Source organism: Pseudomonas sp. TMB3-21 (assembly GCF_054898145.1).
Map to the genome: position 1 here is coordinate 3,979,940 of NZ_CM142718.1, position 13,111 is coordinate 3,993,050.

General features: G+C 60.2%; 11 protein-coding genes. 1 reads left to right on the forward strand and 10 read right to left on the reverse strand.

The window, feature by feature from the left end:
* Positions 1 to 6: 6 nt before the first annotated feature.
* From ACYZTS_RS18235 to ACYZTS_RS18280, 10 genes are read right to left on the reverse strand one after another with little or no spacing between them, the layout of a single operon-like run.
* Positions 7 to 1,143, reverse strand: coding sequence for a glycosyltransferase (locus ACYZTS_RS18235; protein ID WP_461990996.1), 1,137 nt, complete (start codon positions 1,141 to 1,143; stop codon positions 7 to 9).
* Positions 1,136 to 2,104, reverse strand: a complete 969-nt coding sequence (locus ACYZTS_RS18240) for a glycosyltransferase (protein ID WP_461990998.1) — start codon at positions 2,102 to 2,104, stop codon at positions 1,136 to 1,138. Before ACYZTS_RS18240 ends, ACYZTS_RS18235 begins: the two co-directional genes overlap by 8 nt.
* Entirely contained in the window at positions 2,101 to 3,468 is a 1,368-nt protein-coding gene (locus ACYZTS_RS18245) for an O-antigen ligase family protein (RefSeq protein ID WP_461991000.1), read from the reverse strand. Before ACYZTS_RS18245 ends, ACYZTS_RS18240 begins: the two co-directional genes overlap by 4 nt.
* The gene (locus tag ACYZTS_RS18250) at positions 3,465 to 4,568 is read right to left on the reverse strand and encodes a glycosyltransferase family 4 protein (RefSeq protein ID WP_461991002.1); all 1,104 of its coding nucleotides are present in this window, start codon (positions 4,566 to 4,568) and stop codon (positions 3,465 to 3,467) included. Before ACYZTS_RS18250 ends, ACYZTS_RS18245 begins: the two co-directional genes overlap by 4 nt.
* A complete protein-coding gene (locus tag ACYZTS_RS18255) occupies positions 4,565 to 6,157 on the reverse strand; it encodes a GumC family protein (RefSeq protein WP_461991004.1) in 1,593 nt (530 codons plus the stop codon). The genes ACYZTS_RS18250 and ACYZTS_RS18255 overlap by 4 nt, the downstream gene beginning before the upstream one ends.
* A gap of 17 nt (positions 6,158 to 6,174) precedes the next feature.
* Positions 6,175 to 7,200 carry a polysaccharide biosynthesis/export family protein gene (locus ACYZTS_RS18260; RefSeq protein ID WP_461991006.1) on the reverse strand — a complete coding sequence of 342 codons (1,026 nt, stop codon included), beginning with the start codon at positions 7,198 to 7,200 and terminating at the stop codon, positions 6,175 to 6,177.
* Positions 7,201 to 7,222: 22 nt separating this feature from the next.
* Complete coding sequence (locus ACYZTS_RS18265; protein WP_461991008.1) at positions 7,223 to 7,870, reverse strand: CpsD/CapB family tyrosine-protein kinase; 648 nt, start codon at positions 7,868 to 7,870, stop codon at positions 7,223 to 7,225.
* Positions 7,871 to 8,617 (reverse strand): sugar transferase, encoded by a 747-nt coding sequence (locus ACYZTS_RS18270; RefSeq protein ID WP_028622109.1) that lies wholly within the window; start codon positions 8,615 to 8,617, stop codon positions 7,871 to 7,873.
* The gene (locus tag ACYZTS_RS18275) at positions 8,614 to 9,672 is read right to left on the reverse strand and encodes an NAD-dependent epimerase (protein WP_461991011.1); all 1,059 of its coding nucleotides are present in this window, start codon (positions 9,670 to 9,672) and stop codon (positions 8,614 to 8,616) included. The genes ACYZTS_RS18270 and ACYZTS_RS18275 overlap by 4 nt, the downstream gene beginning before the upstream one ends.
* Positions 9,669 to 11,018, reverse strand: coding sequence for a UDP-glucose dehydrogenase family protein (locus ACYZTS_RS18280; RefSeq protein WP_028622111.1), 1,350 nt, complete (start codon positions 11,016 to 11,018; stop codon positions 9,669 to 9,671). The genes ACYZTS_RS18275 and ACYZTS_RS18280 overlap by 4 nt, the downstream gene beginning before the upstream one ends.
* 388 nt (positions 11,019 to 11,406) lie before the next feature.
* Between ACYZTS_RS18280 and ACYZTS_RS18285 the strand changes: the two genes are divergently transcribed.
* Positions 11,407 to 13,104 (forward strand): sulfatase-like hydrolase/transferase, encoded by a 1,698-nt coding sequence (locus ACYZTS_RS18285; RefSeq protein ID WP_461991012.1) that lies wholly within the window; start codon positions 11,407 to 11,409, stop codon positions 13,102 to 13,104.
* Positions 13,105 to 13,111 lie beyond the last annotated feature (7 nt).

A 13,111-nucleotide genomic window follows, 5' to 3' on the forward strand; every position in this document is an offset into this window, starting at 1 on the left:
CTTTTTTCAACGATTCTGTTCCGGATTCCATTGCGCATAGCGCTGGCCACGCAGGAACTGCCACAGACCGATACTCATCCCGGCGAGGGTCACCAGAAGAAACGCGGCGAGGCGGAAGGGTTTGGGCAAGCGGTGTCTGGAGTCCATCAGGCCGGCGATCGCCACGGTGTACCCGAACAGCTGCGCGATCAGGCTCAGGCGATAGAAACCGTGTTCTTGCCACAGCCAGAAATTGCTCAGCAGCAACGGCAGCAGCAGGATCGGCGCCAGTCGGCGGATCAGCTTGTGACTGATCAAAGCAATCGAATAGAGCCCATGTTTCATCGGATTGAGCAGCTCGCTGCGTTGGGCCAGGCTTTGCAGGCCGCCAACGGTGACGCGCTGACGGCGACGCAATTGCTTGTCGGCTTCGTCGACACCGTGGTCGATCACCTGAGCTTCGGGCACATAGACGATCTGTTTGTGCGCAACCGGCGCGCAGGTACTGATGAAGAAGTCGTCGTTGACCTCCGCCGGGATGTTCTGGAACAACTCGCGACGCAGCGCGAGCAGGGCACCGTCAGCGGACACCATGCAGCCTGTGCGGTTTTCGACCTTGCGCAGCCAGCCTTCGTAATGCCGATAGAGGCTGTCGCCGACACTCAAGCCACCGCCGGTCACCGGGATCACCATGTGCCCTGCGCAGGCACCGACGTCGGGGTCGGCGAGGGGCGCGAGCAAATGGCCGAGGGTGTCGCGCGACCATTGGTTGTCGGCGTCGGTGAACACCAGAATGTCTCCAGTGCTCAATGCTGCCCCGGCGTTAAGCGTGGCGGCCTTGCCTTGACGCGGCAGGTCAAGCACGGTGATGCGCGGGTCGACCACCCGGTGCGCGCAGGCCACGGTGTCATCGGTGGAACCGTCGCTGGCCAGAATGATTTGCAGCGACGCCGGCTGATAATCCTGGGCGAGCAGGGTGCGCAACTTGTGTTCGATGTGCCGTGCCTCATTGTGCGCGGCAATCACGATACTGATGTTCATTGGCGCCGGGGGCGTGATGCGCCGCGCCGAAAACAGGGGCGCCAGCACGGTCAGCAGTAATGGGTAGCCGACGTAGGCGTACGCGGGCAGCAACAGGCAAGTCCAGAAAATGAATTCAGCCACGGGCAGGCCTCCTGGCAGTCCAACGACACATGCTCAAGACAAACGCAGCGCCGGCCAGGTGTAAACGCACCCAATGCAAACCCCACAGTTGCAGGGTCAGACCGATGTCGCGGTGCTTGTGGCTCTGCCGCACGCTCATCACCAAGGCCGGCAGGGTGGAGAGCATGAGCATCAGCAATGCGTGATGAAGGAAACCGCCCATCAGCGCCGATATCGCCAGAAAGTCCAGCAGCCAGGCACCCAGAGATAACAGCGGAAAGCGCAGCAGACGCAGACTGACACCGTTGTTGCGCAGCAATTGCAGATGGCTGCCTTGACGCCACAGTTCCTTGCCCAACCATTCGCGCCAGTTGGCCTCATAGCCCCAATGCAGGGCGACGCTTTGATTGATCGCCAATATTTGCGCGCCGGCCAGATGCTGACGCAGTGTGAAATCCTTGTCTTCGCCGGTGCGCAGGCGTTCGTCGAAACCGCCGACCTGGTCGAACCAGCCGCGGCGCATCAACAGATTGTTGCTGGGCAGCCAGTCGACTTTGCGTACGGCGTCAGAGTACGGGCGCAACGTGCGCCGTTGCCAGGCCGTGGCGTACCACGGCGCCTGGGCCGGGGTGTGCAGATCAAGGCCGAAGACATCCGCCTGACCGGCGCTTTCCAGGTCGATCAAGCGCCGCAGCCAGTCTTCCGGCACTTCCACGTCGGCGTCGATAAAGGCCAGCCATTCCCCCGTGGCGATTGCCGTACCGCGATTGCGTAGCGCGCCGATCAGCACCCCCGGCACCACCAGCACCTGCGCGCCGAACTGTCGGGCAATCTGTGGGCCTTGGTCGCTGGAGCCGTTGTCGACCACGATCAACTCGCAGTCGAGGTTGGCGGCATGGGCGGCTTTTTGTGCAGCGAGCAGCGTGCGGCCGATGTGCTTCGCTTCGTTGTACATCGGAATGACAATACTGATTCGACTCATGCCTTGGCCTCCGGCAACGGACTTTCTTCGGCTTTCAAACGCAGCACGCTGGTCAGGGCGAGCATGATCCACACGTACTTCTGGTTTGGCGCACTGAGGAACATCAGGAACAGCGTCAGTGCCAGGAAACTCATGCTCAGGTGCGTCAACAGATCCGCCTGTGGGCCGTTGCGTCGCAGCAGCCAGGCGCTTCGCGCGCGGATCAGGTTGTACAGGCCCAGCCCCAGCATGCCGACGAACATCAGCCCGGCGGGGATGCCCAGCTCACTGAAGATTTCCAGGTAGGTGTTGTGCGCGCGCCGGTACAGGTCGCCAATCTTGCGGTTGGCCGAAAAGGCCTTGGCGTAACCGGTGGTGGCGTAGTGCAGCGGGAAGGTCCCCGGCCCGGTGCCCAGTAGCGGGTTCTCGCGAATCATTTCGCTGCCGACCACGATGTAGGAGGCGCGACGACCGAGGGATGCGTCCTGGCTGCGGGCGCCGGCGCTGAGAATACTCAAGGACTTGATGCGCTCGACGTAGCCGGCCGGCATCGCATAGATCGCCAGCGGGATCACGATCACTGCGCCGAGCATGGCAAAGCCCAAATGCCGGGGGCGGATGCGGGCCAGCTCAGTGCGGTAGTGCCAGACGCCAATCATCAGGCTGAGAAACAGCACCACCAGCCCGGAGCGCGATTCGGTCTTGGTCATGCCGCCCAGCAGCAGAATGAAGCAGCCTGCCCAAAACAACCGGTGCAACATTTTTGGACTGCTGATCACCAGCCACAAAGCCAGCGGCACCGCGAACGCGATCAGCATGGCGAAGGCGTTCGGGTCTTCCAGCAGGCCGGCGGCGCGCCCCTGGTCCTGGTATTTGGCGGAGAACATCGCCAGCGCGCAAGTCGCGGTCACGCTGAGCGTCACGAACCGGGCAAACAGGTCCATGTTCAATTCGCGACCGATCAGCAGCGTGATCACAAACAGAATCAGGCCGACACTGATTTCGCGCAGGTGACTCATCGACATGCCGAGGTTGTCGGTGAGCAGCAAGCTGAGCATGTACAAGGCGATGAACCACACGAGGTAGCGCCAGATATTGCTGCGCAGGCGCTCCGAGGGAATCTGGTGGATGGCCAGTTGCAGCATCAGGATCACGGCCAGCGACACGCCAATGAACTTGGTGCCGGAAAAAGCGTTTTCCTTGAAGAAACCTTCGAACGGCACCAGCACTGCAATCCCGAGCAAACCCCAAGTGGGCTTTCGGTACAGCAGCGAGACACCGACCAGGCCCAGCACCGCAGCCGGTGCCAGAAACGGATAAGGGCTGGCCAGCAAACCGAGGCAGACCAGGGCGAGCAAACTGACGATCGAGAGTGGAAATATCACGCGCGAGCCTCCCGTGCAGTACGGATATAAAGCTGCGACCAGCGTTCGGCGAGCGCCTTGAGGTCGTAGCGATCCAGTTGCGTACGTCTTGCGTTGGCGATCAGCTCGGTGGCCAGCGTCGGGTCCGTCAGCAACGTGCCGATTTGCCGGGCGAGGGCGGCGCTGTCGGCGGGGGTCGCCAGCAGCCCGTTGTGCCGATGTTCCAGCACATCAGGAATGCCGCCGACGCCGAAGGCCACTACCGGCACCCCGGCTTGCATCGCTTCCAGCAGAATCATCGGCGTGCCCTCGGTGCGCGAGCTGATCACCAGCGCATCGAGTTGGCGCCACCAAACGCTCATGTCGGTCTGATACCCCGGCAACGTGATGCGCGCCTGCAAACCTGCCGATTTAATACGCGCCTGCAAGCTGTCGCGTTCGGGGCCGTCGCCGAGCATCACGGCGTCCAGTCGCGGGTGTTGCAGGCACAGCGGAATCAGCGCATCAAGAAACAGATCGGGACCCTTTTCACTGCTCAGGCGCCCCACGTATCCGGCCAGCCAGCGCGGGCCTTCGGCGGTGTGCGAGCACAAACCGTTGGCCGCGGGCAGACCGTTGGGAATCACCTGCAACTTGTCGGCGTGAACGCTGGCTTTGCGATGCAGCGCCGCGATGCTTTCGGCAACGCAAACCACACGATTGACCGAGGCAGTGCGGCACAGCTGCAAGCTCAACCAGGTGTAAAACTTTTGCTTGCGACTGCGCGGCGTGAACCCGTGCTGCGTAATCACCAGTGGCAGGCGCAACAACGTCGCGCCGAACCAGCCAAACAACAGGCCTTTGAAATTGTGCGTATTGATCAACGGCTGTTCAGCGCGCCGCTGACGCAAATGCCCGAGCAACTCCCCCAGGCCCGCGCAGCCTCGGCAGTCCACCGAGGCTTCGCGAAACCGCGCGATCAGGTCTGGCGGCGCATCGAGAAACAGCACCTGGTGCTGCCCCGGCGTCGCCAGGCAATGGTCCAGCAGCATCCGCTCAGCCCCATAGAAGCCGCCGCTGCTGAGCAAGTGAATGATCGGCAGGACGCTGGTGTGACGGGTGGCGCTGAGCGGCGCGTTCAATTGCGCACCCAGTGCGCAAAGCCACGCATGGAAATGCTTCTGTGTGGGTTGGACGGCAGCGTGTTTTGGTCGTTGATCACCAGCAGCACTGGCAGGTCCAGCTCGTGGCTGATTTGCGCAGGATGCTTGAAGCGATGATCGAAGAACTCACGCACATAGACCAAAGCGATTGCGAGTAACAGGCCAGCGAGCAAGCCGAATGGAATGATCAGCATCGGTTTCGGAAACGCTGCTTCGGTCGGTTCGTACGGTGGGCTGAGCACACGGGCGTTGGACAGGTCGCTGTCCAGTGCGCGGGCGCTGCTGCTTTCGGCAAAACGCTGAGCGTAGGTGGAGAACGCCGCGTGCAACGCGTTGATCTCGGTGTCCATCTGGCGCAGTTTGCTTTGCGTGACTTGCAGCTGGTGGATGCGTTCCTTGAACTCGGCGATGCGTGCGGTTTTCTGCTCGATCACCGAACTGACGATGGCGATGTCATTGGTGCGTTCCTGAATCCGGTTGCTCACCACTTTCAGGAATTGCTGGCGGGTGCGGGCAATTTGCTCGCGGGTCAGCAGCATCGGTTCACTGCCCGGCTGGAAGATCGCCAGGTCGTTCATGTAGCGACTGACCTGGGTGGTCAGCGCCTCGCCCATTTGCTTGATCTCGCGATCTTCGAAGGCCACGTTGTCCACGGTGGTGGTGAAGGTGTAGGGGAAGGTGTAATCGTTGAGTTTCGAATCTTTGGCGGCGGCCAGGCTGGTTTTCAGGTATTCCAGCCAGCGTTGGCTTTGCAGCAGGCGGTCGCGGTACAGGTTGAGCGCTTGCTCTTCGGTGTTGATGGCGTTCAGGCGGAAGGTGATTTCTTCCTTGGGATCGGACGAGCCGACGCCTTCGAGCAGCCCCAGACGATTGCCTTCCAGGCCATCGAGGCGCACCTGGTATTGCATCTTCTTGGTCTCGTAAAAGCTCTGCGGCAAGTCAATCGATTGCAGGGCCTGGCGGCTGGCCAGGTAGTTCTGCAACAGGGCTGCGACGAACCTGGTGCCTTGTGCCGGATCACCAAAGCTGTAAACGATAGAGATCACGTTGGAGCCTGGCAGCGTCTCGATTTTCAGGCTGTCGATGGCCTGATCGGTGAGCGAGTCCAGCGTGGTGTCACGCATCGGATCGGTCTCAAGCCCGAGCGCATCACGTGCCGGGTTGATCACCTTGGCGCGCAGCGGATTGACCACATAGCGTTTGAACGGCTCTGTCACCAGTTTGTTGAACACGCTCGGCGGTGGTGTGTATTCGCCTTGCTCGTTCAAGTCAATGACAGTCTGCCGGATCAGCGCCGGGGAGCGGAGGATATTGCTCTCGGTTTCCATGTCTGCCAGAGACGGCGGAATGAACGAGGCGTTCTCCTGATTGAGGGTTGTGGTGGCGTCGCCCTGCGAGAGTTTTTTAGACTGCACGATTACCTGGGCGGTGATATCGAAGCTCTGTTTGAGCATCAGCGGCAAGGCCAGCGCGATCACTGCAAAGACCAGGAAGACTCGCTTCACCAACTGCTTGTTGGCGAAGAAGATCCTGAAGAACTCATGCAGGTAGTTTTCCTTTGGATTCATGTCGATTCACCTGAGAGTTAGTTGCTGTCACTGTCTTTGTCGTCGAGGCGATAGCCGAAGCTGAGGCCCACGCCCTGGAACAACACCACGTCTGCCAGTTGCCGCGCGAGTTCACCGGCGCTGGCCAGTTTGGTCTTGGGCACGTACAGCATGTCGTCCGGCTGCAGGTAGGCGATCTGCGACGCATCGCCCGACAAGGCTTTTTCGACGTCGTAGCGCCGCGCCTGAACCTGGTTACCGTTGCGGCGCATGATCACCACCGAATCAAGGCGGGCCTTGATGTTGGTGCCACGAGCCAGGGTCAACGCCTCAAGTACCGAGACCGGCCGACGGATCGGGTAAGAGCCGGGTTGGGCAACTTCGCCGAGCACGAAGATTTCGTTGCCGGCAGTGGATTTGAGCAACACGTCCACGCTCATCCGGCCCGGCAGTTCGGCGTAGCGTTTGTTGAGGAAGGTTTCCAGTTGATTGACCGTCATGCCTTGCAGCGGCACGGAGCCAATTTCCGGAAAGCTTGCATAGCCATCGGTGCCCACGGTGATCTCGCGGCTCATGCCGGTGGCGGGGTGGGTCAGCGCGCTTTTGAGGTTGGCCTCATTGCTTAGCGGGCTGATGACTTGCACCGACAATTGGTTGCGGTTGGGCTGGAACAGCTGTTTGCGTTGATAGGCGCGCTGGATTTCCTGACGCGCTTCCTCGCTGGTTAGCCCGGCGATTTTCACCGAGGTGTTGGCACCGGGCAGTTCGATGGTGCCGTCTGGCAGCACCAGTTGGCTGCCGTTGAGCTGACTGGCTGCGGTGAAGTTCAGGCCGATCTGGTCACCGGACTGCACGCGGTAGGCGTCCGAACCACTGGTGCTGATGCGGAAGATCACGTCCAGCACATCCTGTGGCCGCAGGGTCTGTTCGACCCGGGGCATATCGGTGGCCTGGGCGTTGGCTGGCGCGGCGGTGAGGATATTGACCGGCATGTTTTGCGTTTCGGAAGTGCTGGTGCAACCCGCAAGCGGCAGCAACAGCAGGACAAGCATTTTGGCGTTCATGGCGTCATCCTTTTGCGGTGGCTTACAGGTTTTTGTAGAGCCATTTCGGCATGTAGTACTTGCGTCGGTTGAAGACGCTGCCCACCAGTTTCGCGCCGGCCTGAGTCAGGCGCTGAACGGCGGCCTGGGCTACCTCCCAGCGGGTGTCTTCGGAGCGCACCACCAGAATCACGCCATCGACCTGGGTGCTGATGACCAGGGTGTCGGCGGCCGAATACACCGCGTCGCCGTCAATCACGACGAAGCGGTACTGGCCGCCGAGCTGGTCGAGCAACGGGCGCAGGCGTTCCGGCGTCAGGTGTTCGTTACCGCGCACAAAGCGGCCGTTGGGCATCACATGGAACGGCAAGCTCGAGACGTTCACCACGCAGTCCTGCAACAGCGGCGGGCTCTGCGTGTTGAAGAGCAAATCGCGCAAGCCGCGCTCCTTGCTCAAACCGAGTTGCTGGGAAAGGTTGGTCGCCGAATGGCTGGCGTCGACCAGCAGCACATCGCCGCTGCTCATTTGCGCCAGCTGGCTCGCCAGTGCCAGGGCGCTGGTGGTGGTGCCTGCGCCGGGATTGGCGGCGGTCAGGAATAGGATCCGCAGATCTTGATCGAGCACAGTCGAAGTCAAATTGGACTCGCTCGGGTTTGCGATGGTGAGGCTTTTGGCTGATGAACCGTCCATTTAACTCGCTCCGTGGCCGCTGAATACTTTGAAGGGGGTTTTCAACAGGATCTTCAGATCAAGCAGCAGGCTCTGCTCGGCGATGTAGCTGAGGTCCAACTCAACGCGCTGGTCGAAGTCGATATTGCTGCGCCCGGAGATCTGCCACAGACCGGTCATGCCGGGGTAGATGGCCAGGCGAGCCAGGTGATTGTCCTTGTAGCGATAGCTGGTGAACGAGGTTGGTCGGGGGCCGACCAGGCGCATGTCGCCCATCACTACATTGATCAGGTTCGGTAACTCGTCGAGGCTGCTGCGCCGCAGAAATCCGCCAATGGGGGTGATGCGCGGATCCTTGTCGATCTTGAAATCGATGGCGTCGGCACCGTGTTTGTTGAGGTGGCGCAGCGACTCCTTGAGCTCCTCGGCATTGGCGACCATGGTGCGAAACTTGTACATGCCGAACTTGCGGCCACGGTAGCCGGTGCGTTTTTGCACAAACATCACCGGCCCCGGGCTGCTGAATTTGATCACCAGGGCCAGGCCCAGCAGCACAGGTGAAATCACCAGCAGGATCAGCACGGCACCCACGCACGCCACCACCCGGTTGGTGCGCGACAGTGTCCACGGTCGGCCGCCGTCGCGACCGGTCATCCAGCCACGGCCCTGCCGGTGGATCGCTGTATCGAGGCGCATTCGGTGCTCGGGATCCAGGCGCTTGTCGCGGCGCAGCTGTTGGAGCGGTACACCTTGTTCATGTCCAGTCATGGATTCCTCCGCTGAAGTTCAGCCGCGAGCGGCGCATTGGCGATAGGCAGTGGGTAGTACTCGCGGAACCAGGCAATGAAGCGCCCGAGTCCTTCATCCAGCGTGATACCGGGCTGGAAACCGGTGGCCTGGGCCAGATCGCTGGCATCGGCGCAGGTGTTCAGCACATCGCCGGGTTGCATCGGCAGCAACTCGACCACGGCTTTTTGTCCGAGGTGTTTTTCCAGCAGCGCCAGGTATTCCTTGAGCTCCACCGGGTGCTGGCCGCCGATGTTGTAGATCCGCCACGGCGCCATGCTGCTCGACGGGTCCGGTTGCTCGCGATCCCACTCGGGCGCGGCGTGCGGTGGCAGGTCGATCAGGCGGGCGATGCTCTCGATGATGTCGTCAACGTAAGTGAAATCGCGCTGGTGCTCGCCGTAGTTGAACAGTTTCAGCGGCGTGCCTTCGGCAATCGCCCGGGCGAACTGGATAGGCGACATGTCCGGCCGGCCCCATGGCCCGTACACCGTGAAAAAGCGCAGGCCGGTGCAGGGAATATTGAACAGATGGGCGTAACTGTGCGCCATCAGCTCGTTGGCTTTCTTGGTCGCCGCGTACAGCGACAGCGGGTGATTGACGCCGTCTTTCACCGAATAAGGGGTGGTCTGGTTGGCGCCGTAGACCGAGCTCGACGAGGCGTAGATCAGGTGCTTGACCGGATGATTGCGGCAGCTCTCGAGGATGTTGAGGAAACCGCCCAGATTGCTGTCGACATAGGCCCGCGGATTTTCCAGCGAGTAACGCACACCGGCCTGGGCCGCGAGGTGAATGACCACTTCGGGTTTTTCTTCGGCGAACAATTTTTCCATGGAGGCGGCATCGGCCAGGTCAACTTTGGCGAGCTGGAAAGGGCCGACCTGCTCCTGCACCCAATTCACGCGATCGTGTTTGAGTTGCGGGTCGTAGTAATCATTGAAGTTATCCAGGCCAATGACTTCGTGCCCGTCGCGCAACAGCCGCAACACACAGTGGGCACCAATGAAGCCGGCGGCTCCGGTTACAAGAATCTTCATGGTCGCAAAGCCTCAGGAGCAAAGTGGCGCAGGCCGATGCCGCTGTAATGCAAGCCCGCCGCTGCTACGTGTTCAGGGTTGTAGAGGTTGCGGCCGTCGACGATCACCTTCGATCGCAACTTGCCGGCCAGCAGGTCGAAGTCGACCACGCGGAAATTTTTCCACTCGGTACAGATCACCAGCGCATCGGCATCTTCCAGGGTGTCGTCGCGGGTGGCGCACAGGTGCAGGTCGTTGCGGTAGCCGTAAATGCGTCGGCATTCGGACATGGCTTCCGGGTCGTAGGCTTGTACGCTTGCGCCTTCGGCCCACAGCGCATCCATCAGGTAGCGGCTGGGCGCTTCGCGCATGTCATCGGTATTGGGTTTGAACGCCAGGCCCCAGATCGCAATGGACTTGCCGGCCAATCCTTGAGGAAACTGCGCCTTGAGTTTGCCGAAAAGGATGTGGCGCTGACTGTCGTTGACATCAGTCACGCTGCGCAGCAAACGCAGCGGCATGCCGTTGTGTTCGGCGGTGTGCAGCAGCGCGCGCAGATCCTTGGGGAAGCACGAACCGCCGAAGCCGCAGCCGGGGTAGATGAAGTGGTAGCCGATGCGCGGGTCCGAACCGATGCCTTTGCGCACCGCTTCGATGTCGGCGCCGAGCAATTCGGTGAGGTTGGCCAGTTCGTTCATGAAGCTGATGCGCGTGGCCAGCATCGCGTTCGCCGCGTACTTGGTCAGCTCGGCGCTGCGGTTGTCCATGAACATCAATTTTTCGCGGTTGCGGCAGAAGGGCGCGTAGAGCTCGGTCAACTGCTCGCGGGCCTGCTCGTCATCGGTGCCCACGATGATCCGATCGGGGCGCATGCAATCGGCGAGGGCACTGCCTTCCTTGAGAAACTCCGGGTTGGAGACCACTCGCACCTTCAGGGATTTGCCGCGGCGCTGCAGTTCTTCGTTGGCGGTTGCGGTGACCTGGTCTGCGGTGCCGACCGGCACGGTGGATTTGATGATCAGCGTGCGATCAGCCTCCATGTGATTGGCGATCTGCCGGGCAACGTTGAGCACGTGGGTGAGGTCGGCGGAACCGTCTTCATCGGCTGGCGTGCCGACTGCAATAAAGATCAGCTCGGCATGCTCGACGGCGTCACTGGCCTGGGTGGTGAACAGCAAACGACCGGCCTTTATGTTTTCTTCCAGCGTGCCGGACAGGCCCGGTTCACTGATCGGCGGTACCGCTTGTTGCAGTTGTTTGATCTTGTTCGGATCAATGTCGACACACAGGACTCGATGTCCGACATCGGCCAGTGCCGCTGCTTGTATCAGGCCAACGTAGCCCGTACCAAATACGCTCACGTCCATATTGGCGTGCCTCGTAAGACGGTGGAGAAATCAGAATTGGGACTGTCAAAAGGGGTATAGACCAGCCTCAGGAAAACGTGTCAGCAAAATGACATGTTCTAGTGGTACTTACGGGCGCGTTTAGACGGCGATTGGCCATCAAGGGCTTGCCACAGCTGGATCTGCCGCATTTTTGAAGGATTTTTAGGAGTTTCAACAATGCGATAAACGGTCATAGGCCCTGAAACGTTAGGGTTACAGACGATTGAGTGTGTCAGTTTTGAGTCAACGTTTTTTTGACGCTTTGCCAAAATGTCCGTCTTTGCTTGCTCTTTAGTGGCCCGGTGCTAGTGTCAAAAAATGGCCGACAATCTCTTGGCCGCGTGCACTGGCGAACTTCGGAAAGACTATGATTCGATACTTCAAAGAGCTGCTGTTAGTTGCCTATTTGATCAAGTTTTACGACTACTATTTTGAACGCTTGAGTGCCATGGGCATTGGTTTTCCGGTGCTGCTTTACGGCGGTATGTTCGTGGTGCTGACGGTGGCGCTCTTCATGACTGCGTACATTCGTCAAACGCTGATTCGCTATCTGTTTGCCCTGACGATGTTTGTCTCGGCGGTGTTCTTCGACGTTTACACCCGCGTCACGGCCGATTACCTGACCTACAGCAGCTTCGTTTCGTTGGTCTATTCCGGCGGCTTCATCGAGGAGGCGGCGTACCAGTACCGCGAGGCGATTTACAGTGGGCTGCTCAGTGGCTTGCTGCTGCTGTTTGGTATTGCATTGAAACCGCGCCGACGCATGCCTTTGCCTGGCAGCCTGTTGGTGGCAGCGCCGGTGCTCGGAGTGGTGCTGCTGAGCGCCGTGCTGTTCGTCCGCGCTGGCGAAGGTGCACGCGGCCTGCCGGTGATGTTCACGCCGCTGGCGTACCTGAATCTGTTTGCCTATGAATCGCTGCACAACACCGTCGGCCCGCGGGAGCCGGTGACCCTGGCCCGCGCTGATCGCCCGGTGGGGCACGACATCGTGCTGATCATCGATGAGAGCATCTCCGGCAATTACCTGGACATCAACGCGCCGTTCGGGGTGCACAGCAACCTCAAGTTGCCACCGCCCGGTGTTGAGATTTTCAATTACGGTTATGCGGCTTCGATTGCCAACTGCAGCGTCGACACCAATGTCACCCTGCGTTACGGCGGTACGCGCACCGACTACGTGCGCATCAACAGCACGCTGCCGTCGATCTGGCAGTACGCCAGAAAAGCCGGTTTGAGCACGGTGTATATCGATGCGCAGACGACTGGCGGTCATCTGCAGAATCTTATGAAAGACAGCGAAAAAAATGACATCGACGAGTTTGTGCAGTTCGATCAAACCAGCGTGCTTGACCGTGATATGGCGGCCGCGGCGAAACTGATCGAATTGATCAACGATGAGCGCTCGCAACTGGTGGTGATCAACAAGGTGGGCGCGCACTTTCCGGTGCATGACAAGTTTCCGGATGCGTTCATGGCGTACCGGCCGACGCTGCCCCGCGGGCAGTTTGTGGAAGTGGCGGAAACCGGCAAACGTGATGGTTTTGATGGCAAGCCGGATGACTGGCTCCTGTATCGCAACGCCTACAAAAACACGTTGCTCTGGAACGTCGGCGAGTTCTTTTCGCGGCTGTTGGCCCAGGGCCAGTTGAACAAAGCCGTGGTGATTTACACCTCGGACCATGGCCAGGATTTGCACGAGCGCGGCAATCCCGGGCTGAATACCCATTGCGGCGGTAACCCGGTGGAGGAGGAGGGGCTGGTGCCGCTGGTGGTGATTCAGGGCAGCGGTTTGAAGACCTTCGACTGGCAAGCCCAGTTGCATGGCAACAAGGATCGCTCCAGCCACTACAATATTTTCCCGACGCTTTTGCAGCTGATGGGCTATGACCTTGGCGGGATCGAATCGGTGTACGGCAAACCGCTGACGGTGCCGACGGAGGATGATTTCACCTTCAACTATCGCTTCAATGCGAGGCTGGGGGCGAAACCGGAGTGGAAGCACATCGACTTGAACAGGATTGTCACGCCGACCGAGGCGCCTGCGGATGTGGTGGTGGGGCAGTGAGATTTGC

Coding starts and splice junctions, on each gene's coding strand:
- ACYZTS_RS18240 (WP_461990998.1), bottom strand. CDS start 2,104: ATGAGTCGAATCAGTATTGTCATTCCGATGTACAACGAAGCGAAGCAC.
- ACYZTS_RS18255 (WP_461991004.1), bottom strand. CDS start 6,157: ATGAATCCAAAGGAAAACTACCTGCATGAGTTCTTCAGGATCTTCTTC.
- ACYZTS_RS18260 (WP_461991006.1), bottom strand. CDS start 7,200: ATGAACGCCAAAATGCTTGTCCTGCTGTTGCTGCCGCTTGCGGGTTGC.
- ACYZTS_RS18265 (WP_461991008.1), bottom strand. CDS start 7,870: ATGGACGGTTCATCAGCCAAAAGCCTCACCATCGCAAACCCGAGCGAG.
- ACYZTS_RS18270 (WP_028622109.1), bottom strand. CDS start 8,617: ATGACTGGACATGAACAAGGTGTACCGCTCCAACAGCTGCGCCGCGAC.
- ACYZTS_RS18275 (WP_461991011.1), bottom strand. CDS start 9,672: ATGAAGATTCTTGTAACCGGAGCCGCCGGCTTCATTGGTGCCCACTGT.
- ACYZTS_RS18280 (WP_028622111.1), bottom strand. CDS start 11,018: ATGGACGTGAGCGTATTTGGTACGGGCTACGTTGGCCTGATACAAGCA.
- ACYZTS_RS18285 (WP_461991012.1), top strand. CDS start 11,407: ATGATTCGATACTTCAAAGAGCTGCTGTTAGTTGCCTATTTGATCAAG.